Consider the following 24,222-nt stretch of genomic DNA (forward strand, 5'->3'; position numbering starts at 1 on the left):
TCATGCCGGCGCGCCAACTGGGCGCACGAGCGGACGGCGAAAGCCGCGGTCGTGCCGCAACGGGAAGTTCGCGCAGGCGGCGCGTCTTTTCCTGCTGGGGGTGTCTCGCTTCATTTTTTGACGTCGCCATGTCTTGTACTCTCTACAAGACGTCTCGGGCGCACGCCGTATTTTCGCTACTTGCAGCTTCATCCAGCAGGGCGTCATACCACCCGGATCACGAAGCTGAAAGCTAAATTCTTTTTTACCAAAATTCCGTTACCGTCGAAGCCGACCGTTGACCGAACGCGCCTGTGGGCGCCGTCCCTGCCGGGTACCGACTTCGTGCGTGCAACTTGTTGCATCTCATTTGCAGGGTGAGCAACCAGACCCCGGCGCAAGTAAAATAACGGTTTATCGCTTGCGCTCGCGCAATCCACCCGCACTCCGGACGCTGGACTCTGCGCCGGCTGCCGCGGACTGCTGGGCAAATTATATTCAGAATGAAAGAGTTAGGCAAAACATCCCAGAGATCGGTTACAGGCGTGGTCGCGAGCGACCAGGTCTCGCTGATCGAAATCGACGACAGCTCGGCCGGGCAGCGCATCGACAATTTCCTGTTGCGCGTCTGCAAGGGCGTACCGAAGAGCCATATTTATCGCATTTTGCGGAGCGGCGAAGTACGTGTGAACAAGGGCCGGATCGACGCGCAATACCGGCTCGAACTTGGCGATCTGGTGCGCGTCCCGCCGATCCGCATCGCCCAGCCGAACGAGGCCGCGCCCGCGCCGGTGCCCGCCGGCGGATTCCCGATCCTGTTCGAAGACGAGCATCTGCTCGTGATCGACAAGCCTGCCGGTGTCGCGGTGCATGGCGGCAGCGGCGTTGCGTTCGGCGTGATCGAGCAGATGCGCGAGGCGCGGCCGCAGGCAAAATTCCTCGAGCTGGTGCATCGGCTGGATCGCGAGACGTCCGGCGTGCTGATGCTGGCGAAAAAGCGCGCGGCGCTCGTCAATCTGCATGAGCAGATTCGCGAAAACCGGATGGACAAGCGCTATTACGCGTGCGTGCACGGCGAATGGGCGAGCGACTGGGGCCGCCGCCGCGCGGTCAAGGAACCGCTACACAAATACCTGACCGCCGACGGCGAGCGCCGCGTGCGCGTGCAGCCGGATGGGCTCGCGTCGCATACGGTCTTCAATCTGGTTGACCACTGGCCGGGTTATGCGCTGCTGGAAGCGGAGCTGAAGACCGGTCGAACGCACCAGATTCGTGTGCATTTGCAGCATCTGGAACTGCCGATCATCGGTGATGCCAAATACGGCGACTTTGCGCTCAACAAGGCGCTGGCGCGCGCCAACGCGAAGCCGGGCATCAAGCGGATGTTCCTGCATGCCTATCGGCTGAAGCTTACGCATCCGGCCACCGGCGCGCCGCTGCAGCTCGAAGCGCCGCTGCCCGCGGAGTGCCGCGGTTTCATCGAACAACTCAACGAATTACGCACGGGGTTCAACCCGGAGACGACCTTGCATGGCTAGAGAGCAATTTGATCTGATCGTGTTTGACTGGGATGGCACGCTGATGGATTCGACCGTGCACATCACGCGCAGCATCCAGGCGGCGTGCCGCGATCTCGGCCTGCCGGTTCCCGCCGACGAAGCCGCGAGCTACGTCATCGGTCTCGGACTGCGTGACGCGCTGCAAATGGCCGCGCCGACGCTCGATCCGGCCGACTATCCGCGTCTTTCGGAGCGCTACCGCTTTCATTATCTGGTCAAGGATCAGACCACCGAGTTGTTCCCGGGTGTGCGGGACATGCTGCAGGAGTTGCGCGATCTCGGCTATCTGCTCGCGGTGGCGACCGGCAAAAGCCGCGTCGGCCTGAACCGCGCGCTCGACCAGGCGCGCCTGACGAGTCTTTTCGACGGCACCCGCTGCGCCGACGAAACGTTCTCGAAGCCGCATCCGGCGATGCTGCACGAGTTGACCCGCGAATTGGGGCAGGATAACGCGCGCACGGTGATGATCGGCGATACGACGCACGATCTGCAGATGGCAATTAACGCCGGAGTCGCTGGAATTGGCGTTACTTACGGTGCACATCCGGCCAATTCGCTGAATGCGCTGGAGCCGAAATTCGTCGCGTCGAGCGTGAGCGATCTGTGCGGCTGGTTGCGGGAGAACGCGTGAGCGCCGGCGGCGTGGCGGAAACCGACGCTTGCGCGGCCGTGCGGATCTGCGCGGCGGACGAGCTGGTCGACGGCGGTAATGGCGTACGGCGTGACGCGCGGCTCGACGGGCAGGACGTCGTGGTGTTTTTCGTCCGTTACGACGGGCGCGCATACGGCTATCTGAACCGCTGCGCGCACGTGCCGATGGAGCTGGACTGGTCGGAAGGGCAGTTCTTCGAATCGTCAGGCTTATACTTGATGTGCGCAACTCATGGCGCGATTTACGCGCCGGATAGCGGCAAATGCGTCGGTGGACCATGTCGCGGCGGCAAATTGCGTCCCCTGCAGGTCGAGGAGCGCGATACGTCTGAAGGCCGTGCGGTATTCTGGCTACCCGACGGTGATTTGCTGCCCGCCAGATCCTGATTTCTCCCTTTCCCCCTCTTTAGACTGCCCGCATGTCCGACAATTTGACCCCAGAGAAGGACCCGACTCCGGGTGACCGTCCCGGCGCGCCTGCCAATGAACCGGCCTGGGAGCGCGCCGCGCTCGAGCGTATTGCGCTCGCGGCGATCAACGAGCAGCGGGCGGCGCGTCGCTGGCGGATTTTCTTCCGTTTCCTGTTCCTCGTCGTGTTTGCGCTGATTGTCTGGGGCGCGGTCAATTTCTCCGGCGAGCGCGTCGCGACCACCGGGCGGCACACGGCGATGGTGTCGATTGAAGGTGAAATCGCATCGGATACGCGAGCAAACGCCGAAGATATCAACACTGCACTCGATACCGCTTTCGAGGATTCCGGCACCGCGGGCGTGATCCTGTACTGCAACAGTCCTGGCGGCAGTCCGGTGCAGGCGGGCATCATCAATAGCGAGATTCATCGGCTGCGTGGCAAATATCCGTCGATCCCGCTGTACGTCGTGGTCGGCGACATGTGCGCGTCGGGCGGCTATTACGCAGCAGCGGCGGCCGACAAGATCTACGTCGACAAGGCCAGCATCGTCGGTTCGATCGGCGTGCTGATGGAAGGCTTCGGCTTTACCGGGCTGATGGACAAGCTCGGGGTGGAGCGCCGCTTGCACACATCGGGTGAGAACAAGGGCTTTTTCGACCCGTTCTCGCCGGAAACGCCGAAGATGAACGAACATGCACAGGCGATGCTCGATCAGATTCACGCCCAGTTCATCGATGCCGTGCGTCAGGGGCGCGGCAAGCGCCTGCATGAGACGCCCGATATGTTCTCGGGCCTGTTCTGGACCGGTCAGAAGAGCGTCGAACTCGGCCTCGCCGATGGCTTTGGCGATCCGGACTACGTCGCGCGGGAAATCTTCAAGGCGCCGGATATCATCGATTACACCGTCAAAGAGAGCATTACGGATCGTGTTGCGCGCAAGTTTGGCGCAGCGGTCGGTGCTGGCGCGATGCGGGCGATGGCGTTGGGTACGAAGCTGAACCTGCATTGATCCGCTGTTATCACGCTGCTATCAATAAGAAAGCCCGCGCAATCGTCGTAGATTGCGCGGGCTTTTTCATTTCTGCGCGACTGGCGCGTTCAGACGGCCAGAATCAGGAAAATCGCCGGCCGCTTGTGCAGATCGAGTTCCGGTTTCTTCTTCCAGTCAGCGACGGTGCGGCTCGCGATCGTTTCCGACGGCAGGGTCAGATCGACGGCCACGCAGACGAGCGTCGACGGCGCGCAGGTCGCAAGCAGGGTGTCGAGCAGCGCGCGATTGCGGTAGGGCGTCTCGATGAAGATCTGCGTTTGCTTCGCCTTGCGTGACTGCTGCTCAAGATCCCGCAGACGCTTCGCGCGCTCGGCGGCATCGACGGGCAGGTAGCCGTGGAATGCGAAGCTCTGGCCGTTCAGGCCCGAGGCCATCAAGGCGAGCAGGATGGAGCTCGGCCCGACCAGCGGCACGACCTTCACGCCGCGCTCGTGCGCGCGTCGCACCAGCAGCGCGCCCGGATCGGCAACGGCCGGGCAGCCCGCTTCGGAGACGAGGCCCGCGTCGGTGCCGGCGAGCAAAGGCGCGAGCAGCCGGTCGATCTCGCCGGCCGGCGTGTTGACGTTCAGCTCGCGAATCTCGATTTCCTGGATCGGCCGTTCGGTGCCGACTTTCTTCAGGAACGCTCGGGTGGTTTTGGCGTTTTCGCCAATGTAATAGTGCAGCGATGCCGCGCGAGCGCGCACCGGCGCCGGCAGCACGAGCTCGAGTGCGTTCGCGTCGCCTTCGCCGAGCGTGTTGGGGATCAGATACAGAGTGCCGCTCATTGCGCCTCCAGAAGCGGGTAGCCGGCTGCGAGCAGCATGCTCGACAGTGCGATCAGCGGCAGGCCGACGAGCGCGGTCGGATCGTCGGAATGGATCGCCTCCAGCAGCGCGATGCCGAGCCCTTCGGATTTCGCGCTGCCGGCGACATCGTAGGGCGTTTCGGCGTGCAGATAAGCGTCGAGCGCGGTGTCCGGCAGGTTGCGGAAACGCACGCGGGTGACGACGTCGACGGATTGCGCGTGGTCCGTCGCGCTGTCGAACAGGCACAGCGCGCTATGGAACAGCACCTCGCGGCCGCGCATCGCCTGCAATTGCGCGAGCGCTTTCGCGTGCGTGCCGGGCTTGCCGATCTGCAGGCCATCGTAGGTGGCGACCTGGTCGGAGCCGATCACGAGCGCGTGTTCGTCGGCGGGGAGCCCTTTGGCAACCGCGCGGGCTTTGGCTTCGGACAGGCGCAGTGCGGTCGCTTCGGGCGTTTCGCCGGCGAGCGGGGTTTCGTCGATCGCGGGGACGACGACGTCGAACGGCACGCGCAGACGTTCGAGCAACTCGCGTCGATAGCGCGAACTCGACGCCAGAATCAGACGTGGCGGGCGTTTGGGGGAATCGGACATGGATAAACGGCGGCTAGGGAGGCGGGTCGTACGGGGTTGCGCGGAGTTCGCGCACGTACGGGCTTAAGTGTTTGACTCGAAAAGACAAAACGGATATAATTTTGGGCTTTTCACGGTATGCTTGCCCTAGATGGGCTCGGCGCGTTCGGCTTCTTCCGGTAGTCTGAAAGCTGCGGGAAGCGTTGAGCGGGTTGAGAGGGCCGCGATTCAAAGGCCGCGATTGCCGCAAAAAACGGTTGCAAATCGAAGGCCGCAAATCCACTGGCTGGCACACCGGTTTATCTTCGCGAAGGTTTCGCCGTCGCGGATCACCCCGGCAACATATAGTTTGTCGACGCAGGAGCGCACATGACTCAACATCCTGGCAAACCTGCAGGTCTGTCCGACCCGCATGAACTCGATCTGTTCGAATTTGCGCGGAGCGGGCGTCAGGCCGCGGGTGTCGTGCGCGTCTCGCAACTGCCGCGCATGTTAAACGAAGTCCCGGCGGAAGCGCCAGATCGCGACACCGCGTTCACCTGGCAGGCCGAAGGGGCGACGCAGCCGGAATTGCAGGACGACGGCACCGAAGGTCCCCAGCCTTATCTGCGGCTGGCGATTCACGGTTCCGCGTGGCTCGAATGTCAGCGCTGCTTGACGCCGTATTCGCAGGCGTTCAACGTCGATGCAACTTACCGGATCGTCAATACGGAGGCGGAAGCCGAAGAGTTTCCGCTCGACGAGGATGAAGTCGAAGTGATCGTGGGCTCGCGCCAGTTCGATCTCGTCGACTTGATCGAAGAAGAGTTGCTGCTTTCCTTGCCGCTCGTGCCCAAGCACGAGGTCTGTCCTGAAGTGCACGAGAGTCTTGTCTCGGGTGTGGACGGCAGCGAAGGCGAGGGCGACGAAGCCGCGCAAGACCAGGCGGGCGAGGCCGGCGAGCCGGAGCAGTCCGGTGAGCGGCGCAATCCGTTTGCGGCGCTCGAAAGTCTGAAGCGCGACGAGCCGGGCGGCAGGAAGCACTGAACAAGTTGCAGGGTAGCGCGATGCGGTTGCATTGGCCATCTGGCCAGTGGCGGAGACTGTATCGGGCTGTGTTAGAATTCGGAAAATTTTTAGGAGTTAGTCATGGCAGTTCAACAAAATAAGAAGTCGCCGTCGAAGCGCGGTATGCACCGTTCGCACGATTTCCTCACGGCAGCGCCGCTGGCCGTCGAGCCGAGCACGGGCGAAGTGCATCTGCGTCACCACATTAGCCCGAACGGCTACTATCGCGGCAAGAAAGTCGTCAAGACGAAGAACGACTAATCGTTCACTGCGATGCGCCCTGCGGCGTTTCGCGTGGCGATCGGCTCGCTTGACATTTTCCCGGTTCGGCAAAAAGGCGGCATTCAACTGCCGCTTTTTTGTGTCTGAAATTCGTCGCACTCCATGACAGTAAAGCTCACGATAGATTGCATGGGAGGCGACCACGGCCCGTCCGTGACCGTTCCCGCTGCCGTCAACTTCGTTCGTTCGCATCCTGACGCGCAACTGTTGCTCGTCGGCATTGAAAGTGCGATTCGTGCGCAGCTGAAGAAGCTCAAGGCTCAGGATCTGCCGGCGTTGACCGTCGTGCCTGCTACCGAGGTCGTCGCGATGGACGATCCGGTCGAGGTCGCGCTGCGCAAGAAGAAAGATTCGTCGATGCGCGTGGCGCTCAATCGCGTCAAGGAAGGCGAGGCGCAAGCCTGCATTTCCGCCGGCAATACCGGCGCGCTGATGGCGGTCTCGCGTTATGTGCTGAAAACGCTGCCGGGCATCGAACGCCCGGCCATCGCGTTCGCCCTGCCCAATCCCACCGGTTACACGATGATGCTCGACCTGGGCGCCAACGTCGATTGCGAGCCGCAGCATCTGCTGCAGTTCGCCGAGATGGGGCACGCGCTCGTGTCCGCGCTCGAAGGAAAAGAGCGGCCCACCATCGGCCTGCTCAACATCGGCGAAGAAGTCATCAAGGGCAACGACATCATCAAACGCGCCGGCGAACTGCTGCGCGCGAGTACACTGAACTTTCACGGCAACGTCGAAGGCGACGATATCTACAAAGGCACCGTGGACGTGATCGTCTGCGATGGCTTTGTCGGCAACGTTGCGCTGAAGACGTCGGAAGGTCTCGCGCAGATGCTGTCCAACATCATCAAGGAAGAGTTTGGCCGTTCGTGGCTGACCAAGGTGATGGCGGTGCTCGCGCTGCCGGTATTGATGCGTTTCAAGAAGCGTGTCGATCATCGGCAGTACAACGGTGCCGCGCTGCTCGGCCTGCGTGGCCTCGTGATAAAAAGCCACGGTTCCGCCGATGCCTACGCGTTTGAGTGGGCCATCAAACGCGGGTATGATGCCGTCAAAAACGGCGTGCTGGAGCGCCTTGCGCGGGCAATGGACGAGAACGCGGGTTCTCTCGAACAGGCGGCGCGCGACGCAAGCGGTGCGGGTCACGCAAGCCCGACCGCAGGCCAGCCGGCCGAGCCCTACGCTGCGCAATCCTCGAAGGCATAATGGCTCAATCCAACATCTATTCCCGCGTGCTGGGCACCGGCAGCTATCTGCCGTCGCAGCGCATCACCAATCAGGAGCTCGCCGAGCGTCTCGCGAAGCAGGGCGTCGAGACCAGTGACGAATGGATCGTCGCGCGCACGGGCATCCATGCGCGTCATTTCGCCGAGCCGAACGTCACCACCAGCGACCTCGCCCTGATCGCCGCGCAGCGTGCGATCGAAGCGGCGGACATCGATCCGCAGTCCATCGACCTGATCGTCGTCGCCACTTCCACCCCTGATTTCGTCTTCCCAAGCACCGCCTGCCTGCTGCAGAACAAACTCGGCATCAAGAATCACGGCGCCGCGTTCGACGTGCAAGCCGTCTGTTCCGGCTTCGCCTACGCGGTCGCGACGGTGGATGCCCTGATCCGCAGCGGCCAGCACCGCACGGCGCTGGTGATCGGCGCGGAGACGTTCTCGCGCATTCTCGATTTCAACGACCGCACCACCTGCGTGCTGTTTGGCGACGGCGCGGGCGCGGTGATCCTGCAGGCGTCCGACGAACCCGGCGTGCTCGCGAGCGCGCTGCACGCGGACGGCAGCCATTCGAACATTCTCTGTACGCCGGGCAACGTGAACGGCGGTGTGGTGGCGGGTAGCGCGTTCCTGCACATGGACGGCCAGGCGGTGTTCAAGCTCGCGGTCAACGTGCTCGAAAAGGTCGCGATCGAAGCGCTGGCCAAAGCGGACCTGAAGCCGGAGCAGATCGACTGGCTGATTCCGCATCAGGCCAATATCCGCATCATGCAAAGCACCTGCCGCAAGCTCGGCTTGCCGCAGGAACGCATGGTCGTCACGGTGGGCGAGCACGGCAACACGTCGGCGGCGTCCATTCCGCTCGCCTTCGACGTCGCGGTGCGCGACGGCCGTATCAAGCGCGGCCAGAACGTGCTGATCGAAGGCGTTGGCGGCGGCTTTACGTGGGGCGCGTCGGTCATCCGCTACTGAGCGCGACGACGCCTCGCAGGGCGCCGCTGGCGGCGCCCGTGCGGCGGTCGGAACAGTGCGCGCGCCATGCAGCGCGCCTCGGCCGGCCGTCACATCCGATTAAACCGATTTTGGGGACGATATGAAATTCGCGTTCGTTTTTCCTGGGCAAGGCTCGCAGACGGTCGGCATGCTCAACGCCTTTGCCGATCACGCCATCGTGCGTGAGACGGTTCAGGAAGCCTCCGACGCACTCAATCAGGACCTCGGCAAACTGATCGCCGAAGGCCCTGCCGAAGATCTCAATCTCACCACCAACACCCAGCCGGTCATGCTGACCGCGGCCTACGCGATCTATCGCGCGTGGCAGCAGGCAGGCGGCCCGGCGCCGGCGATCGTCGCCGGTCACAGTCTTGGCGAATACACGGCGCTCGTCGCGGCCGGCGCGCTCGCGTTTCGCGACGCGGTGCCGCTCGTGCGTTTCCGCGCGCAGGCGATGCAAACCGCGGTGCCGGTGGGCGAAGGCGGCATGGCCGCGATTCTCGGCCTCGACGACGACACGGTGCGCGCGGTATGCGCGGAAGCGTCGGCGGCGGGTGTCGTCGAGGCGGTCAATTTCAATGCGCCGGCGCAAGTCGTGATCGCCGGTCACAAGGCTGCGGTCGAGAAAGCCTGCGAAGTTGCGAAGGCGAAGGGCGCGAAGCGCGCGTTGCCGCTGCCGGTGTCGGCGCCGTTCCACTCGTCGCTGCTCAAGCCCGCGTCGGATCAGCTGCGCGAATACCTCGCGAGCATCGACCTGCAGGTACCGTCGATTCCGGTCATCAACAACGTCGACGTCGCCGTCGTCAACGAGCCGGCCGGCATCAAGGACGCGCTGGTGCGCCAGGCGGCCGGTCCGGTGCGCTGGGTCGAGTGCGTTCAGGCGATGGCCGCGCAGGGTGTCACGCACGTGATCGAGTGCGGCCCGGGTAAGGTCCTTGCGGGTCTGACCAAGCGTATCGACGGCAATCTCGCCGGCGCGTCGGTGTTCGATCCGGCGTCGCTCGAAGAAACGCTGAAGCTCGTGACGGCAGGCTGAACGCGCTGTTCGCAAAGCGACTTCGGTAGGGCACGTGCCGCGCAAAACGCGGCACGCTTCGACACCCAGAATCAACAAAAATCAACGAGCCCTTTAAAGGGCATCCGGACTGACAGATGGAAAAGACTCTCGACAAGCAGATCGCAATCGTGACGGGCGCATCGCGCGGTATCGGCCGTGCGATCGCGATGGAACTCGCGCGTCAGGGCGCGACGGTCATCGGCACCGCGACCAGCGAAAGCGGCGCGGCCGCCATCAGCGAAGCGTTCAAGGCGGCCGGCGTGAACGGTCGCGGCGCGGTGCTCGACGTCAACGACGCGGCCGCGGCCGAAGCGCTGATCGACGGTACGGTCAAGGAATTCGGCGTGCTCAACGTGCTCGTGAACAACGCCGGCATCACGCAGGACCAACTGGCGATGCGTATGAAGGACGACGACTGGGACGCGGTGATCGACACCAACCTGAAGTCGGTGTTCCGCCTGTCGCGCGCGGTGCTGCGCCCGATGATGAAAGCGAAGGGCGGCCGCATCATCAACATCACGTCGGTGGTCGGCTCGGCCGGCAACCCGGGGCAGATCAACTATGCGGCCGCGAAGGCCGGCGTTGCGGGCATGACGCGCGCGCTCGCACGCGAGATCGGCAGCCGCGGCATCACCGTGAACTGTGTGGCGCCGGGCTTCATCGATACCGACATGACCAAGGCGTTGCCGGAAGAACAGCAGACCGCGCTGAAGACGCAGATTCCGCTTGGCCGCCTCGGCAGTCCGGACGACATCGCGCATGCGGTCGCGTTTCTCGCGTCGCCGCAGGCGGGCTACATCACCGGCACGACGTTGCACGTGAACGGCGGCATGTATATGCAGTAACCAAATTCGGTTACTATCCGCGCCTTGATGCGTTAGTAAAAGCACGAGGCGCATGCGTCGACAGGAACCCGATGCGCAGCTTTTTTGCCGGGTCAAACCTGATAAAATGCGCGCACCTGTATTTTTGAACTTCTTTTCCCTTGGAGGGGTAATGGACAATATCGAACAGCGCGTCAAGAAGATCGTCGCGGAACAACTGGGCGTTGCGGAAGCGGAAATCAAGAACGAAGCGTCGTTCGTGAACGATCTCGGCGCTGACTCGCTCGACACCGTTGAGCTCGTGATGGCCCTCGAAGACGAATTCGGCATGGAAATTCCGGATGAAGAAGCCGAGAAGATCACTACCGTTCAGCAAGCAATCGACTACGCTCGCGCGAACGTCAAGGCCTAAGGTCATTCGCGCCTGCGTTTCTGCACTGGCCGCGCATGACGCCCTGCCGTGCCGCCTGGCGGCGCCAGCAGGGTTGACGCTTTCGGGCGTGTCTTCTGGATCACCATTCGCCACGCCGCTTGCCATGCAGGAGCCGGACATGCTGACAGCGCAATTTTCCGCGCGATTGCCGACTTAAACAGCCACAGGGCACACAGGGCAAATTCCTGTGGCCGCTGTGGCTTTTGCTTTTGTCATCTATGAAAAAGGGGTTACCGTGAGCCGCCGTCGTGTTGTTGTTACAGGCCTGGGGCTGATTTCGCCTGTTGGCAATAATGTTGCCGATGGCTGGGCCAATCTGGTCGCCGGCAAGTCTGGGATTGCCAATATCACGAAGTTCGATGCGTCGAACTTCTCGACTCGTTTCGCCGGCGAGGTGAAGGGCTTCAATATCGAGGACTACATCCCCGGTAAGGAAGCACGCCACATGGACACGTTCATCCATTACGGCGTGGCTGCGGGCATCCAGGCGATGCAGGACAGCGGCCTCGAAGTCACCGACGAGAATTCCGAGCGCATCGGCGTGGTGGTCGGTTCGGGCATCGGCGGTCTGCCGATGATCGAAATCACCCAGACCGAGCTGCTCAATCGTGGCCCGCGTCGGATTTCGCCGTTCTTCGTGCCGGCTTCGATCATCAACATGATCTCCGGCCATCTGTCGATCAAGTTCGGCATCAAGGGTCCGAATCTGTCGATCGTCACCGCGTGCACGACCGGTCTGCACTGCATCGGCGAGGCTTCGCGCCTGATCGAATACGGCGATGCCGACGTGATGATCGCCGGTGGCGCGGAATCGACCGTGTCGCCGCTCGGTATCGGTGGCTTCGCGGCGGCGCGCGCGCTGTCGCAACGCAACGACGATCCGGCGACCGCGAGCCGTCCGTGGGACAAAGACCGCGACGGCTTCGTGCTCGGCGAAGGCGCCGGCGTGATGGTGCTCGAAGAGTACGAGCACGCGAAGGCGCGTGGCGCGAAGATCTACGCGGAAGTCGGCGGCTACGGCATGAGCGGCGACGCGTATCACATGACCGCGCCGCTCGAAGATGGCGACGGCGCGCGCCGTTGCATGCTGGCCGCGCTGAAGAACGCAGGCATCAATGCTGATCAGGTGAACTACCTGAACGCGCACGGCACCTCCACGCCGCTCGGCGATCTGGCGGAAACCACCGGCATCAAGCGCGCGTTCGGCGACCACGCAAAGGACATGGTCGTGAACTCGACCAAGTCGATGACGGGTCACCTGCTGGGCGGCGCCGGCGGTCTGGAATCGGTGTTCACGGTGCTCGCCGTGCATCACCAGGTTTCGCCTCCGACCATCAACATCTTCAACCAGGACCCGGCCTGCGATCTCGACTACTGCGCGAACACCGCGCGGGAGATGAAGATCGACGTCGCGCTGAAGAACTCGTTCGGGTTCGGCGGCACGAACGGCACGCTGGTGTTCAAGCGCGCGTGATCGCCTGATCACGGGTGGCGCGTCAGTCCACGAAGCCGGCCTTGCCGGCGCATTCCCTCGAGCCGGCAACGTCGGGCAGGGCGACGCAGCGCATTGCGCTGCGTCGTTCGTTCGCGCTCCGCGTTGCGATGGGTGTGTTCGTGCTGACCGCGACTCTGGCTGTTTATGTCTGCCTCGCATCTCATCTGGGTGCGTGGCAGGCCATTCCGTTGACACTTGCCGTTGCCGCGCTGCTTGCGCTGGGCGCGGCAAGACATGATGCGGCGCAGCCTGCCGCGCTGCATATCGGACCGGGCGAGCTCTCCGTCTGGGATCGCGCGGGCGGGTTGCTTGCGCAAGGCCGCGTGGTCGGTTGCGCGCAGTGGAGCGACCGCTTGCTGGTGCTCGGGCTCGAAAACGAGGGGCGCCCGATGCGACGTCTGCATAGCCGCTCGCGCACCCTGCTATTCGCCGCCGATGCCTTGCCGGCCGCGGTCTTCCGGGAGCTTGCCGTGCTGGGCCGGCGTGCGGCCGGCGCCTGACTGTAACGACTGTAACCGCTGTTACCGTAGTAACGTGCCCTCACGAGGGGGACGCTACAATGATCCCCCGCCATGCGCCCTATAGTTAACGGATTTATCAGGTGAGCGAAAAAGAAATTGATCAGGTGCTGGTCGAGCGCGTCCAGAAGGGCGACAAGGCCGCCTTCGAGCTTCTGGTCTCCAAATACCACCGCAAGATTCTCCGGCTGATCTCGCGTCTCGTGCGGGACCCCGCCGAAGTCGAAGACGTCGCGCAGGACGCTTTTATCAAGGCGTATCGCGCGTTGCCGCAGTTTCGTGGCGAGTCGGCGTTTTATACGTGGTTGTACCGGATTGCGGTGAATACCGCGAAGAACTACCTTGCTACCCAGGGCCGGCGCGCACCGACCTCGACCGAAGCGGATGCTGAAGAAGCTGAAACTTTCTCTGACGCCGACCAACTAAGGGATATCAACACGCCTGAGTCGATGTTGATGAGCAAGCAGATCGCTGAGACGGTCAATGCTGCGATGGCGGTTTTACCGGAAGAATTGCGCACCGCCATTACTCTTCGAGAAATTGAGGGTTTGAGCTACGAAGAAATCGCGGAGATGATGGGTTGCCCAATTGGCACAGTCAGATCACGAATTTTCCGCGCTCGCGAAGCCATTGCGGCAAAATTGCGCCCGTTGCTTGACACTCCCGAAGGCAAGCGCTGGTAAACGCTTCAGGGCGGCCGGCCGGTTGACGGGGCATAGGTGCAATATCTGGTTTAGTGGTGTCACTACGGGGTATTTGTAAGATGGGGAGCATCATGGGGTCGGTCTCGATGCAATCGCAGGTGGGCTCGCACGGCGAGCGTCTGTCCGCCTTTGTCGACGGTGAGCTGTTCGACGAGGAGCATTTGAATCTGGACAAGTTTCTTGCAGAACTCGATGGCGACGATCGTGCCGCCTGGTCGAGCTATCACCTGATCGGCGACGCGCTGCGCTCGGACGATCTGGCGGTGAGTCCGGCACGCAGCAGTGCATTTCTGGGCGGCTTTGCCGCGCGGCTCGAAAGCGAGCCGCATCTGCTGGCGCCGGCCGCCGCACCGGTTGCGCGCCGGCTGCTCGGGTTGCGTCGCCGGGTCGTGCCGGCCTTTGCGGTGGCCGCTGCCGCCGCCACGCTGACCTGGATCGTCGTGCCGCAATTGCAGGGCGTGCCGGGCGGTCCGGGCGCGCAACTCGCGTCGCTCCAGTCGCACGGCGACTCGGTGCAGCGTGTGGCGATGGCGTCGGTGCCGTCGTCGCAAGACTCCAACATCATTCGCGACGCGAGCCTCGATCAATACCTCGAAGCTCACCAGCAGTTCGCGCAACAACCGGCAATGGCAGGCGCGATGCCCGTGATTCGCGCTGCCTCAGTCTCCACGCAGGGCCAATAGTTTGATGCAGACTTCGCGGTTGAAAAAAACGACTATCTGGGGGCGGTTGCCGGCATTCCTGTTCTGCGCAGCCGTATTGTTGTCCGCCACACCGCGGGTCTTCGCACAAACAGCCGATCCGGCCGCCGTACGTCGTACGGCGGCTGAATTGCTCGACCGCATCCATCAGGCTGCCCAACAGCAGAACTATGAGGGCGCGTTCGTCTATCAGCGCGGCGATTTCGTGCAGACGTCGCGTATCGCGCATTATTCCTCCCATGCCGACGGCCAGTTCGAGCAGCTCGAAAGCCTCGACGGCAAGCCGCGCAAAATGCTGCGGCATAACGATGACATGTACACGTTCGTGCCGGAACGGCGTCTGGTGGTCGTCGAAAAGCGGCAGAACAAAGATTCCTTCCCGGCGCTGCTGGCCGTCAACGGCGACCAGGTGCTATCCGTCTACGAGCCGAAGATGCTTGGCGACGACCGCGTCGCGGGCACCGACAGCCAGGTGATGGAGCTTGACCCGAAAGACGCCTACCGGTTCGCGTACAAGCTGTGGTCCGATAAAAAGACGGGATTGCTGCTGCGCGCGCAAACGCTCGACCCGAGCGGTCAGGTGCTCGAACAGCTGTCATTCACGCAAGTTCGCATCGGTGTGCCGGTCGACAAGGCGGCCATCGTCAATGGCATTCGTAACCTCGCGGGTTGGACTGTTGTGCGTCCGCCGGTCGAACCGGTCGACATGGCCGCGCAAGGCTGGCAGATCGCGCCGTCGGTGCCGGGCTTTCGCATGATCCGTCAACTGCGCCGGCCGATGGCTTCGCGCGAAGCGGGGCAGCCGCCGATCCCGGTCGATCAGGCGGTATTTTCCGACGGTCTTGCGGCGATTTCGGTGTTCGTCGAGCCGGTCGAGAACAATACGCGCAAGGAAGGTACGGGCAATAGCGGCGCGACGCACGTCCTCGTTAAACGTCAGGGCAACTTCTGGATAACCCTGCTGGGAGAAGTGCCCCAAACCACGTTGCAGCAGTTCGCGTCTGCCATAGAATACAAAGCTTCGAAGTAACCCTTCCGAATCCTGAAATCCCCTCGGCTTGCTACGATATGACGACTTTTTCGGTGCGCAAATTCCTCGCGGCCGTCGTGGTGGCGGCGTGTTTGCCGCTCGTGCCGCATATGGCGTCGGCGGCTCCCGCCGCCAATCTGCCTGACTTCACTGATCTCGTCGATAAGGTCGGCCCGGCGGTCGTCAACATTCGCACGACCACGCGCGTGTCGGGCGGCAGTGCTCGCGGCGGTCTGCCGCCGGGTATGGACGACGGCGACATGTCGGAATTTTTCCGCCGCTTCTTCGGCATCCCGTTGCCGCAGTCGCCGCAATCTCCGGGCTCGCCGTCGCCGCGCGGCGGCGATAACGGTGGCGGCGGGAGTGGCGGCAGCCCGGATTCGCCGGACAACAGCGATCCTGAACAGAACAGCGGCGTGGGCTCCGGCTTCATCCTGTCGGCGGATGGCTACGTGATGACCAACGCGCACGTGGTCGACGATGCGGACACCATTTACGTGACGCTGACCGACAAGCGCGAGTTCAAGGCGAAGCTGATCGGCGTCGACGACCGCACGGACGTCGCGGTCGTGAAGATTAACGCGGCGAACCTGCCGACCATTACGATCGGCGATTCGAACAAGGTGCGCGTCGGCGAATGGGTCGTCGCGATCGGTTCGCCGTTCGGGCTCGAAAATACGGTGACGGCCGGCATCGTCAGCGCGAAGGGGCGCGATACCGGCGACTATCTGCCGTTTATCCAGACCGACGTGGCCGTCAACCCGGGTAATTCGGGCGGTCCGTTGATCAACATGCAGGGCGAAGTGATCGGCATTAATTCGCAGATCTATAGTCGCACGGGCGGTTTCATGGGCATTTCGTTCGCGATTCCGATCGACGAGGCGATGCGCGTGGCCGATCAGTTGAAGAATTCGGGCAAGGTGGTGCGTGGCCGGATTGCGGTGGCGATCGGTGAAGTCACGAAAGATGTGGCCGATTCGCTCGGCTTGCCGAAGGCGCAGGGCGCGCTCGTCAGTAGCGTCGAGCCGGGCGGCCCGGCCGATAAAGCCGGCGTGCAGCCGGGCGACATCATCCTGAAGTTCAACGGCCATTCGGTCGATACCGCGACGGATCTGCCGCGCATGGTCGGCGACACGAAGCCCGGCACGAAGACGACGCTGACGATCTGGCGCAAGGGACAGACGCACGAATTGCTGGTCACGATCGCCGAAATGCAGGCGGACAAGGTCGCGAAGGCCGATCAGAAGAAGCCGCAGGCACCGAAGCAACGCGCAACCAACGCGCTCGGCATCGCCGTCAGCGACATTCCCGCCGATCAGCAGAAAGCGCTGAAGCTTCACAACGGCGTGCAGATCGATGCGGTCGACGGTCCGGCGGTGCGCGTCGGGTTGCAAAAGGGCGACATCATCCTGCGAGTCGGCGATACGGACGTCACGAGCGCGAAGCAGTTCGACGATCTGACCTCGCATCTCGATTCGCAAAAGATGGCCGCATTGCTGGTGCGACGTGGCGACAACACGCAGTTCGTGCCGATCCGTCCGCGCGCGCAGAAATGACGAAAACGGCATCGCTCACGCTCTATGGGCGCGCGTGGTGCCATTTGTGCGAGGACATGCGCGCCGCGCTCGAGCCATTGCTGGCCGAGTTCGGCGCGCAGGTAACGGTGGTCGATGTCGACTCCGACCCGTTATTTGAGGCGCGTTATAACGAGCTGGTGCCGGTTCTGGTATTCGAGGGCGCCGAGCTATGTCACTACCATCTCGACGAAGCGCGCGTGCGCGCTGCGTTGATGGCTGCGGTGACACCTGATGCGACGCCTTACGCACGTCGTGCAGCGGCACCCTGAAGCGGCATGGTTGCGCGGTCGGTTCGTCCGTTGCGTCATCTCAACCTCACATGAACACAGCGAATCGCATCGATTCACGCACGCCTTTCCCGCTGCTTTCGCTGAATTTCTCGCATCTTCTGCGCTGTCTTTCGGTCCGGGCTTTGCAAGATACGCCGGCCGATAGCCTTTTCGGCTAAAATAGATAGGTTTTTCACCTACTTACAAGGCGTGCTCCGCTATTGTCCGGGCGCGCCTTTTCGCTTGATCGGCACTGAATGGATCATATTCGTAACTTCTCGATCATTGCGCACATCGACCATGGCAAGTCGACGCTCGCCGATCGCATCATCCAGATTTGCGGCGGCCTGTCCGACCGCGAGATGGAAGCACAGGTGCTCGACTCGATGGATCTCGAGCGCGAGCGCGGCATTACCATCAAAGCGCAAACCGCCGCGCTGACGTATCGCGCGCGTGACGGGCGCGTCTACAACCTGAACATGATCGACACGCCGGGGCACGTCGACTTCTCGTACGAAGTCAGCCGTTCGCTGTCCGCGTGCGAAGGCGCGCTGCTCGTCGTCGACGCGAGTCAGGGTGTTGAAGCGCAAACTGTCGCTAACTGCTACACGGCCATCGAACTTGGCGTGGAAGTGGTGCCGGTGCTCAACAAGATCGACCTGCCGGCTGCGAACCCTGAGAACGCGATCGCCGAAATCGAGGACGTTATCGGCATCGACGCGGCCGACGCCACGCATTGCAGCGCGAAGACCGGCCTCGGCGTCGAAGACGTGCTCGAAGCGCTGATCGCGAAAGTACCGGCGCCGAAGGGCGATCCGGAAGCGCCGCTGCAGGCGCTGATCATCGACTCGTGGTTCGACAACTACGTCGGTGTCGTGATGCTGGTGCGTATCGTCAACGGTACGCTGCGCCCGAAGGACAAGATCCGTCTGATGGCGACCGGCGCGCAGTATCCGGTCGAACATATCGGCGTCTTCACGCCGAAGTCGAAGAATCTCGAAGCGTTGTCGGCGGGGCAGGTGGGCTTCATCATCGCCGGCATCAAGGAGCTGGCGGCGGCGAAGGTCGGCGATACCGTCACGCTGGTCGGCCAGCCGGCGGCCGAGCCGCTGCCCGGTTTCAAGGAAGTGAAGCCGCAGGTGTTCGCGGGCCTCTACCCGGTCGAAGCGAACCAGTACGACGCGCTGCGCGATTCGCTCGAAAAGCTCAAGCTGAACGACGCGTCGCTCCAGTACGAGCCGGAAGTGTCGCAGGCACTCGGCTTTGGTTTCCGCTGCGGCTTCCTTGGTCTTCTGCATATGGAGATCGTGCAGGAACGTCTCGAGCGCGAGTTCGACATGGACCTGATTACCACGGCGCCGACCGTGGTCTACGAAGTCCTGCAACGCGACGGCACCACGCTGATGGTCGAGAATCCGGCCAAGATGCCGGAGCCGTCGAAGATCGAGGAAGTGCGCGAGCCGATCGTCACCGTGAATCTGTACATGCCGCAAGACTATGTCGGCGCGGTGATCACGCTGTGTACGCAAAAGCGCGGCAACCAGATCAACATGCAGTATCACGGCCGCCAGGTTCAGCTCACGTATGAAATCCCGATGGGCGAAGTCGTGCTCGATTTCTTCGATCGTCTGAAGTCGATCTCGCGCGGCTACGCGTCGATGGATTATGAGTTCAAGGAATACCGCGCGTCGGACGTCGTGAAGGTCGACATGCTGATCAACGGCGACAAGGTCGACGCCTTGTCGGTCATCGTGCACCGTTCGCAGAGCCAGTATCGCGGCCGCGAAGTGGCGGCGAAAATGCGCGAGCTGATTCCGCGTCAGATGTACGACGTGGCGGTGCAGGCCACCATCGGTTCGAACATTATTGCGCGCGAAAACATTAAAGCGTTGCGTAAGAACGTGCTGGCAAAATGCTACGGCGGCGATATTACGCGTAAGAAGAAGCTGCTCGAAAAGCAGAAGGCAGGTAAGAAGCGCATGAAGCAGGTGGGTTCGGTTGAAATCCCACAGGAGGCTTTCCTTGCGATTCTGCGTGTCGAAGACAAATAAGTTGAATAACGGAACCCTATGAATTTTGCGCTGATTCTTTTTGTGCTCGTCGTTTTGACGGGCGTCGCATGGGTCGCGGACAAACTGGTTTTCCTGCCGGCACGACGCCGCGCGGCGGAAGCCGCGGTCGCCGAGTTCGACCGTCAACAGGCACGCATCGGCGAGCGTTTCGCCGATGAGAACGCCGTGCAAACGCGCTCGCGTCTGCGTGACGACAAACTGCGTCAACCGTGGTGGCTCGAATATACGGCGAGCTTTTTCCCGGTGATTCTGGTCGTGTTCGTGGTGCGCTCGTTCGTGGTCGAGCCGTTCAAGATTCCGTCGGGTTCGATGGTGCCGACGCTGCTGGTGGGCGACTTCATCCTCGTCAATAAATTCGAGTACGGTCTGCGTCTGCCGATCACCAATACCCGGATCACGCAGGGCAGTCCGGTTCGACGTGGCGATGTGGTGGTGTTCCGTTATCCGAAGGACGAATCGGTCGACTACATCAAGCGCGTGATCGGTCTGCCGGGCGACGTGATCGAGTATCAGGACAAGAAACTCACGATCAACGGCAAGCCGGTGCCCGAAACGCCGCTGGCCGATTATCTCGACGAAGAACGCCTCGGTTATGCGAAGCAGTTTCAGGAAGATATCGACGGTCGCAAGAACGCGATTCTGAATAATCCGGCGGTGCCTCCGTTTATCGTCGGCGCGGAAGATTATCCGTATCGCGACAACTGCACGTACAACGCGCGCGGCGTGATCTGCAAAGTGCCGCCGGGCAATTACTTCATGATGGGCGACAACCGCGACAACAGCGCGGATAGCCGTTACTGGGGTTTCGCACCGGAAGGCAATATCGTCGGTCGCGCGTTCTTTATCTGGATGAATTTCAGCGATCTGAAACGTATCGGCACATTCCAGTGAGTCGCGTGCGTCGATCGCATGACGTTCGACGCATGATTGCTCAGGCACGCCGCGCGAATAACCGGCCTTCCGGTTATCTCGATCGCGGCGTGTTGCCACGCTACTTTAAGAACTCGCGGTAACGTCGCTTCACCACGCTTTTTCCGCTGGCGCCCCGCGTTTCCGCCGGGTCAGGCGCCCGCGTTATACTCTGCCCATGCCCCTATCTCCGTTGGAAAGCCGTTTGCGCTATGAATTTCGCAATGCGGAATTGTTGCGTCAGGCTTTAACACACCGCAGTCATAGTTCCACGCATAACGAACGGCTCGAATTTCTCGGCGACTCCGTTCTGAATTGCGCGGTGGCTGCGCTTTTGTTCCAACGTTTCGGCAAGCTCGACGAAGGCGACCTGTCGCGGGTCCGCGCCAATCTGGTCAAACAGCAGTCGCTTTACGAAATCGCTCAGGCACTCAATATCTCCGAAGGCCTGCGGCTCGGCGAGGGTGAGCTGCGCAGCGGCGGTTTCCGCCGGCCGTCCATCCTTGCGGATACGCTGGAAGCGGTGCTGGGCGCGATTTTCCTCGACGGCGGCTTCGATGCCGCCCAGACGGTCATCAAGCGTCTGTACGTGCCGATTCTCGACCATATCGATCCGCGCACGCTCGGCAAGGACGCGAAGACGCTGCTGCAGGAGTATCTGCAAGGTCACAAGATCGCGCTGCCGACCTATACGGTGGTCGCGACCCATGGTGCGGCGCACAATCAGCAATTCGAAGTCGAATGCACGGTGCCGAAGCTGGACGTGAAAGTGTCCGGCTCGGGCGCGAGCCGTCGCGCGGCGGAGCAGGCGGCCGCCAAGAAGGCGCTCGACGAAGTGATGGCCGCGGCGCCCGCCGTGGTCGCGAAGCCGAAGCGCTCGAAGGGCGCGCGTGCCGCGAAAAACGCCGAGCTGGAAATCGTGCCGGGCGTGACGGGGGTGCAGACCGCGCTGGATCTGCGCACGCCGGATCGCAAGCAGGATCGCGGGACGGCGCGCGGCGAAGGGCGCACGGTGGCGGCGTCGGAAGCGTCTGCCGAGAAGCTCGCCACGGAAAAGTCCGGCGCGGAAAAGACCGTAGCCGAGCGCGCCGCGCCTGCGGTCGCCGGTGCGCCGCTCGCGGTAATTCGTGCCGCGCACGTCGAGTACAGCGCGCAGGACAAGGCGGAGCGCGCCGACAAGGCCGACAGGGCGGAAAAAGCCGATCGGCCGCTCCTGCATGTCGGCGATAAAGTCGCCGATAAACCTGTCGACAAGCCCGCCGACAAAACCCCCGACCTCAAATCCGAAGCCGTTTCCACACCGGCCCGCGCAGCAGACCGCCCGCGCAGCCGCGAAGCCGCGCCAGGCGCGCTCGCGCCGGGCGTGACCGCCACCGCAGCACCGGCGGCTCCGGCGCCCGCCGAACACGAACCCGGCGTTGCCGACGCGGTGCAAACGCGCGTCGCCGACGCGGGCCATTGATTGCCATCGGCGCCCACCTCCGGCGCGCCGAACCGAACCTGCCGTAGCCCGAATATGAACGCTCCCACTCCCACTGGTTTTCGCTGCGGCATGGTCGCGATCGTCGGCCGGCCGAATGTCGGCAAATCCACGCTGATGAACGCGCTGGTCGGCCAGAAAGTCAGTATTACGTCGCGCAAGGCGCAGACCACGCGCCACCGCATTACCGGCATCAACACGCTCGACGACGCGCAGTACATCTTCGTCGACACGCCCGGCTTCCAGACGAAGCACAGCGGCGCGCTGAACCGCTCGCTCAATCGCGCGGTCACGTCCACGCTGACCTCGGTCGACGCGATCCTGTTCGTGATCGAAGCCGGCCGCTTCGGCCCCGACGACCAGAAGGTGCTCGACCTGATCCCGGCGAAGGTGCCGACGTTGCTGATCGCGAACAAGCTCGATCGCGTGTCGGATAAAGACTCGCTGTTCCCGTTCATGCAACGGATGAGCGCGCTGCGCGAGTTCAACGAGATCGTGCCGCTGTCGGCGAAAAATACCGACGACATCAAGCATCTGATGGCGACCGTCAAGCCGTTCCTGCCGGAAGGCGCGCCGATCTACGGCGAGGACGACCTGACCGATCGCAGCGAGCGCTTCCTCGCCGCCGAAATCCTGCGCGAAAAAGTGTTCCGCTGGACTGGCGACGAACTGCCGTACACGAGCACCGTGCTGATCGAGAAGTTCGAAACGGAAGGGCGTCTGCGCCGTATTTTCGCGACGATCCTCGTCGATCGCGATATGCACAAGGCGATGATCATCGGCCAGAAGGGCGCGAAGCTGAAGCAGATCAGCACCGAGGCGCGCATGGACATGGCGAAGCTGTTCGATGGCCCGGTGTACCTCGAAACCTTCGTCAAGGTGAAGAGCGGCTGGGCCGACAACGAAGCCGGGCTTCGTGCGTATGGGTACGAATGACGCGTGGATGACGCTGAATTCCGATGCTGCTCCGGACGAGCCGGAGCACGACCCGTCGCGGCCCGCGCGTAGCGCGAAAAAGTCCACCGCGAAAACCGCGCGGAGCGCGTCGAGCGACGCCGGCGAACCGCGCAAGGCGGCGCCCCGCCGCGCGCCGCGCACCTCCGCATCCGACTACCGGATCACCGAGCAGCCCGCGTTCGTGCTGCATAGCTACCCGTATCGCGAGACCAGTCTGATCGTCGACGTGCTGTCGCGCGATCACGGTCGTCTGGCGCTCGTCGCGAAAGGCGCGAAACGCCCGCACTCGGCGCTGCGCGGCGTGCTGCAAACCTTCCAGCCTTTGTCGCTCGCGTGGTCGGGCAAATCCGAAGTGCGTACGCTGACCGGCGCCGAATGGGTCGGCGGCATGTTGCCGCTGACCGGCGGCGCGCTGCTCTGTGGCTTCTACGTCAACGAACTGCTGGTCAAGTTCTGCGCGCGCGAAGACCCGCATCCCCGACTGTTCCATCACTACGTCGTCACGCTGACGCGGCTCGCGCACGACGAGCCGCCGGTGCAGGTGCTGCGCTCGTTCGAACGCGTGCTGCTGCGCGAGACCGGTTACGCGATGTCGCTCGATCGCACCGTGTCGCGCAAAGCGGTGCTCGCCGATGGCCGCTATGTGTTCGATCCCGAGCGCGGTGTGCGCGAGGCGTCGGACGAATGGCCCGCGCAGTGGCCGGTGGTGTCGGGGCAAACCTTGCTCGATATGGAACAGGACGATTACCATCGAGCGCAGACCGTCGCGCAAAGCAAAACGCTGATGCGCTTTCTGCTCAACACCTATCTTGGCGGCACGCCGCTTGCGACCCGCCAGATCCTGATCGACCTGCAGAATCTATGAGCTTCTTCCTGACTTCGCCGACCGTGATCGACCTCGGCGTGAACATCGACCACGTCGCCACGCTGCGCAACGCGCGCGGCACTTCCTATCCCGATCCGATCCGCGCCGCGCTGATGGCCGAGGAAGCGGGCGCCGACGCGATCACGTTGCATCTGCGCGAAGACCGCCGGCATATCGTCGATGCCGACGTGCGCAAGCTGCGCCCGCTGCTGAAAACGCGCATGAATCTCGAGTGCGCGGTCACGCCAGAGATGCTCGATATCGCCTGCGAAGTGCAGCCGCACGACGTGTGTCTGGTGCCGGAAAAGCGCGAGGAACTGACGACCGAAGGCGGTCTCGACGTCGCTGGCCAGTTCGAGGCGGTGCGTGCCGCGTGCAAGCAACTGGCGGAGGCGAACTCGCGCGTGTCGCTGTTCATCGACCCCGAAGAAACGCAGATCCGCGCCGCGCATGAAGCGGGCGCGCCGGTGATCGAGCTGCACACCGGCCGCTATGCGGAAGCGCACGACCCGGCCGAGCAGCAGCGCGAATACGAGCGCATCGTGCGCGCGGTCGAATTCGGCGCGACGCTCGGTCTGAAGGTCAATGCGGGCCACGGCCTGCATTACACCAACGTGCAGCAGATCGCGGCGATCGACGGCATCGTCGAACTCAACATCGGGCACGCGATCGTCGCGCATGCGATCTTCGCGGGCTGGGACAACGCGGTGCGCGAGATGAAGGCGATCATGGTCGCCGCGCGTCTCGGCGCGCGCGCCTGATCCGGCAGCC

The 24,222-nt window shown here is 62.9% G+C and carries 26 protein-coding genes; 24 read left to right on the top strand and 2 right to left on the bottom strand.

Annotated features, from left to right (window positions below; translation table 11 throughout):
• Window positions 1-482: 482 nt before the first annotated feature.
• Genes HHL14_RS01625 through HHL14_RS01640 form a run of 4 tightly spaced genes read left to right on the top strand, consistent with a single transcriptional unit; the run spans window position 483 to window position 3,610 of the window.
• A complete protein-coding gene (locus tag HHL14_RS01625; RefSeq protein WP_169495840.1) occupies window positions 483-1,517 on the top strand; it encodes an RluA family pseudouridine synthase in 1,035 nt (344 codons plus the stop codon).
• Entirely contained in the window at window positions 1,510-2,169 is a 660-nt protein-coding gene (locus tag HHL14_RS01630) for an HAD-IA family hydrolase (protein WP_169495841.1), read from the top strand. The genes HHL14_RS01625 and HHL14_RS01630 overlap by 8 nt, the downstream gene beginning before the upstream one ends.
• Window positions 2,166-2,576, top strand: coding sequence for a Rieske (2Fe-2S) protein (locus HHL14_RS01635; RefSeq protein WP_169495842.1), 411 nt, complete (start codon window positions 2,166-2,168; stop codon window positions 2,574-2,576). Before HHL14_RS01630 ends, HHL14_RS01635 begins: the two co-directional genes overlap by 4 nt.
• Window positions 2,577-2,608: 32 nt before the next feature.
• The gene (locus HHL14_RS01640; RefSeq protein ID WP_169495843.1) at window positions 2,609-3,610 is read left to right on the top strand and encodes a S49 family peptidase; all 1,002 of its coding nucleotides are present in this window, start codon (window positions 2,609-2,611) and stop codon (window positions 3,608-3,610) included.
• A gap of 89 nt (window positions 3,611-3,699) precedes the next feature.
• Here HHL14_RS01640 and HHL14_RS01645 read toward each other — a convergent pair whose 3' ends face one another.
• Both HHL14_RS01645 and HHL14_RS01650 read right to left on the bottom strand, forming a co-directional pair.
• The gene (locus HHL14_RS01645; protein WP_169495844.1) at window positions 3,700-4,419 is read right to left on the bottom strand and encodes an SAM-dependent methyltransferase; all 720 of its coding nucleotides are present in this window, start codon (window positions 4,417-4,419) and stop codon (window positions 3,700-3,702) included.
• Window positions 4,416-5,033, bottom strand: a complete 618-nt coding sequence (locus HHL14_RS01650) for a Maf-like protein (protein WP_169495845.1) — start codon at window positions 5,031-5,033, stop codon at window positions 4,416-4,418. The genes HHL14_RS01645 and HHL14_RS01650 overlap by 4 nt, the downstream gene beginning before the upstream one ends.
• Window positions 5,034-5,381: 348 nt before the next feature.
• On the opposite strand from HHL14_RS01650, the gene HHL14_RS01655 reads away from it, so the two are divergent.
• The 20 genes from HHL14_RS01655 (at window position 5,382) to pdxJ (ending at window position 24,212) form a co-directional block, all read left to right on the top strand.
• Complete coding sequence (locus HHL14_RS01655) at window positions 5,382-6,038, top strand: DUF177 domain-containing protein (RefSeq protein ID WP_169495846.1); 657 nt, start codon at window positions 5,382-5,384, stop codon at window positions 6,036-6,038.
• 102 nt (window positions 6,039-6,140) lie between these two features.
• Window positions 6,141-6,320, top strand: a complete 180-nt coding sequence (gene rpmF / locus HHL14_RS01660; protein WP_006401275.1) for a 50S ribosomal protein L32 — start codon at window positions 6,141-6,143, stop codon at window positions 6,318-6,320.
• Between the two features lie 123 nt (window positions 6,321-6,443).
• The gene (plsX, locus tag HHL14_RS01665) at window positions 6,444-7,550 is read left to right on the top strand and encodes a phosphate acyltransferase PlsX (RefSeq protein WP_169495847.1); all 1,107 of its coding nucleotides are present in this window, start codon (window positions 6,444-6,446) and stop codon (window positions 7,548-7,550) included.
• A complete protein-coding gene (locus tag HHL14_RS01670; protein ID WP_169495848.1) occupies window positions 7,550-8,539 on the top strand; it encodes a beta-ketoacyl-ACP synthase III in 990 nt (329 codons plus the stop codon). Before plsX ends, HHL14_RS01670 begins: the two co-directional genes overlap by 1 nt.
• 121 nt (window positions 8,540-8,660) lie before the next feature.
• Entirely contained in the window at window positions 8,661-9,596 is a 936-nt protein-coding gene (gene fabD, locus HHL14_RS01675) for an ACP S-malonyltransferase (RefSeq protein ID WP_169495849.1), read from the top strand.
• 116 nt (window positions 9,597-9,712) lie between these two features.
• Window positions 9,713-10,462 carry a 3-oxoacyl-ACP reductase FabG gene (gene fabG / locus HHL14_RS01680; protein WP_169495850.1) on the top strand — a complete coding sequence of 250 codons (750 nt, stop codon included), beginning with the start codon at window positions 9,713-9,715 and terminating at the stop codon, window positions 10,460-10,462.
• A gap of 151 nt (window positions 10,463-10,613) precedes the next feature.
• On the top strand, window positions 10,614-10,853 hold the full coding sequence (acpP, locus tag HHL14_RS01685) for an acyl carrier protein (protein ID WP_004197638.1): 240 nt from the start codon (window positions 10,614-10,616) through the stop codon (window positions 10,851-10,853).
• Between the two features lie 256 nt (window positions 10,854-11,109).
• The gene (fabF, locus tag HHL14_RS01690; protein WP_169495851.1) at window positions 11,110-12,348 is read left to right on the top strand and encodes a beta-ketoacyl-ACP synthase II; all 1,239 of its coding nucleotides are present in this window, start codon (window positions 11,110-11,112) and stop codon (window positions 12,346-12,348) included.
• A 41-nt stretch (window positions 12,349-12,389) separates the two neighbouring features.
• Window positions 12,390-12,869 carry a hypothetical protein gene (locus tag HHL14_RS01695; protein ID WP_407945247.1) on the top strand — a complete coding sequence of 160 codons (480 nt, stop codon included), beginning with the start codon at window positions 12,390-12,392 and terminating at the stop codon, window positions 12,867-12,869.
• Between the two features lie 101 nt (window positions 12,870-12,970).
• Entirely contained in the window at window positions 12,971-13,570 is a 600-nt protein-coding gene (gene rpoE, locus HHL14_RS01700) for an RNA polymerase sigma factor RpoE (protein ID WP_006051939.1), read from the top strand.
• A gap of 92 nt (window positions 13,571-13,662) precedes the next feature.
• Window positions 13,663-14,274 carry a sigma-E factor negative regulatory protein gene (locus tag HHL14_RS01705; RefSeq protein ID WP_169495853.1) on the top strand — a complete coding sequence of 204 codons (612 nt, stop codon included), beginning with the start codon at window positions 13,663-13,665 and terminating at the stop codon, window positions 14,272-14,274.
• A gap of 4 nt (window positions 14,275-14,278) precedes the next feature.
• On the top strand, window positions 14,279-15,322 hold the full coding sequence (locus tag HHL14_RS01710) for a MucB/RseB C-terminal domain-containing protein (protein WP_169495854.1): 1,044 nt from the start codon (window positions 14,279-14,281) through the stop codon (window positions 15,320-15,322).
• A gap of 38 nt (window positions 15,323-15,360) precedes the next feature.
• On the top strand, window positions 15,361-16,878 hold the full coding sequence (locus HHL14_RS01715; protein WP_169495855.1) for a DegQ family serine endoprotease: 1,518 nt from the start codon (window positions 15,361-15,363) through the stop codon (window positions 16,876-16,878).
• On the top strand, window positions 16,875-17,168 hold the full coding sequence (locus tag HHL14_RS01720) for a glutaredoxin family protein (RefSeq protein ID WP_169495856.1): 294 nt from the start codon (window positions 16,875-16,877) through the stop codon (window positions 17,166-17,168). The genes HHL14_RS01715 and HHL14_RS01720 overlap by 4 nt, the downstream gene beginning before the upstream one ends.
• Window positions 17,169-17,425: 257 nt before the next feature.
• Entirely contained in the window at window positions 17,426-19,219 is a 1,794-nt protein-coding gene (gene lepA / locus HHL14_RS01725) for a translation elongation factor 4 (RefSeq protein ID WP_169495857.1), read from the top strand.
• Window positions 19,220-19,237: 18 nt separating this feature from the next.
• Window positions 19,238-20,131 (top strand): signal peptidase I, encoded by an 894-nt coding sequence (gene lepB, locus HHL14_RS01730; RefSeq protein WP_169495858.1) that lies wholly within the window; start codon window positions 19,238-19,240, stop codon window positions 20,129-20,131.
• A gap of 196 nt (window positions 20,132-20,327) precedes the next feature.
• Window positions 20,328-21,611: a ribonuclease III gene (rnc, locus tag HHL14_RS01735; RefSeq protein ID WP_169495859.1), complete on the top strand. Its 1,284-nt coding sequence runs from the start codon at window positions 20,328-20,330 to the stop codon at window positions 21,609-21,611.
• 54 nt (window positions 21,612-21,665) lie between these two features.
• Window positions 21,666-22,565, top strand: coding sequence for a GTPase Era (gene era, locus HHL14_RS01740; RefSeq protein ID WP_169495860.1), 900 nt, complete (start codon window positions 21,666-21,668; stop codon window positions 22,563-22,565).
• On the top strand, window positions 22,552-23,451 hold the full coding sequence (gene recO / locus HHL14_RS01745) for a DNA repair protein RecO (RefSeq protein WP_169495861.1): 900 nt from the start codon (window positions 22,552-22,554) through the stop codon (window positions 23,449-23,451). The genes era and recO overlap by 14 nt, the downstream gene beginning before the upstream one ends.
• Window positions 23,448-24,212 (top strand): pyridoxine 5'-phosphate synthase, encoded by a 765-nt coding sequence (gene pdxJ, locus HHL14_RS01750; RefSeq protein ID WP_169495862.1) that lies wholly within the window; start codon window positions 23,448-23,450, stop codon window positions 24,210-24,212. The genes recO and pdxJ overlap by 4 nt, the downstream gene beginning before the upstream one ends.
• Window positions 24,213-24,222: the final 10 nt, after the last annotated feature.

It is taken from the genome of Paraburkholderia antibiotica (assembly GCF_012927125.1).
Classification (GTDB): Bacteria; Pseudomonadota; Gammaproteobacteria; order Burkholderiales; family Burkholderiaceae; genus Paraburkholderia; species Paraburkholderia antibiotica.

Bases quoted from the DNA above. Each gene is read 5' to 3' on its own strand.
- era (WP_169495860.1), top strand. From the start codon at position 21,666: ATGAACGCTCCCACTCCCACTGGTTTTCGCTGCGGCATGGTCGCGATC.
- HHL14_RS01630 (WP_169495841.1), top strand. From the start codon at position 1,510: ATGGCTAGAGAGCAATTTGATCTGATCGTGTTTGACTGGGATGGCACG.
- lepA (WP_169495857.1), top strand. From the start codon at position 17,426: ATGGATCATATTCGTAACTTCTCGATCATTGCGCACATCGACCATGGC.
- HHL14_RS01670 (WP_169495848.1), top strand. From the start codon at position 7,550: ATGGCTCAATCCAACATCTATTCCCGCGTGCTGGGCACCGGCAGCTAT.
- rnc (WP_169495859.1), top strand. From the start codon at position 20,328: ATGCCCCTATCTCCGTTGGAAAGCCGTTTGCGCTATGAATTTCGCAAT.
- plsX (WP_169495847.1), top strand. From the start codon at position 6,444: ATGACAGTAAAGCTCACGATAGATTGCATGGGAGGCGACCACGGCCCG.
- acpP (WP_004197638.1), top strand. From the start codon at position 10,614: ATGGACAATATCGAACAGCGCGTCAAGAAGATCGTCGCGGAACAACTG.
- HHL14_RS01655 (WP_169495846.1), top strand. From the start codon at position 5,382: ATGACTCAACATCCTGGCAAACCTGCAGGTCTGTCCGACCCGCATGAA.
- HHL14_RS01625 (WP_169495840.1), top strand. From the start codon at position 483: ATGAAAGAGTTAGGCAAAACATCCCAGAGATCGGTTACAGGCGTGGTC.
- lepB (WP_169495858.1), top strand. From the start codon at position 19,238: ATGAATTTTGCGCTGATTCTTTTTGTGCTCGTCGTTTTGACGGGCGTC.
- HHL14_RS01715 (WP_169495855.1), top strand. From the start codon at position 15,361: ATGACGACTTTTTCGGTGCGCAAATTCCTCGCGGCCGTCGTGGTGGCG.
- rpmF (WP_006401275.1), top strand. From the start codon at position 6,141: ATGGCAGTTCAACAAAATAAGAAGTCGCCGTCGAAGCGCGGTATGCAC.
- HHL14_RS01710 (WP_169495854.1), top strand. From the start codon at position 14,279: ATGCAGACTTCGCGGTTGAAAAAAACGACTATCTGGGGGCGGTTGCCG.
- HHL14_RS01720 (WP_169495856.1), top strand. From the start codon at position 16,875: ATGACGAAAACGGCATCGCTCACGCTCTATGGGCGCGCGTGGTGCCAT.
- HHL14_RS01645 (WP_169495844.1), bottom strand. From the start codon at position 4,419: ATGAGCGGCACTCTGTATCTGATCCCCAACACGCTCGGCGAAGGCGAC.
- recO (WP_169495861.1), top strand. From the start codon at position 22,552: ATGGGTACGAATGACGCGTGGATGACGCTGAATTCCGATGCTGCTCCG.
- HHL14_RS01650 (WP_169495845.1), bottom strand. From the start codon at position 5,033: ATGTCCGATTCCCCCAAACGCCCGCCACGTCTGATTCTGGCGTCGAGT.
- fabD (WP_169495849.1), top strand. From the start codon at position 8,661: ATGAAATTCGCGTTCGTTTTTCCTGGGCAAGGCTCGCAGACGGTCGGC.
- pdxJ (WP_169495862.1), top strand. From the start codon at position 23,448: ATGAGCTTCTTCCTGACTTCGCCGACCGTGATCGACCTCGGCGTGAAC.
- HHL14_RS01705 (WP_169495853.1), top strand. From the start codon at position 13,663: ATGGGGTCGGTCTCGATGCAATCGCAGGTGGGCTCGCACGGCGAGCGT.
- fabG (WP_169495850.1), top strand. From the start codon at position 9,713: ATGGAAAAGACTCTCGACAAGCAGATCGCAATCGTGACGGGCGCATCG.
- HHL14_RS01640 (WP_169495843.1), top strand. From the start codon at position 2,609: ATGTCCGACAATTTGACCCCAGAGAAGGACCCGACTCCGGGTGACCGT.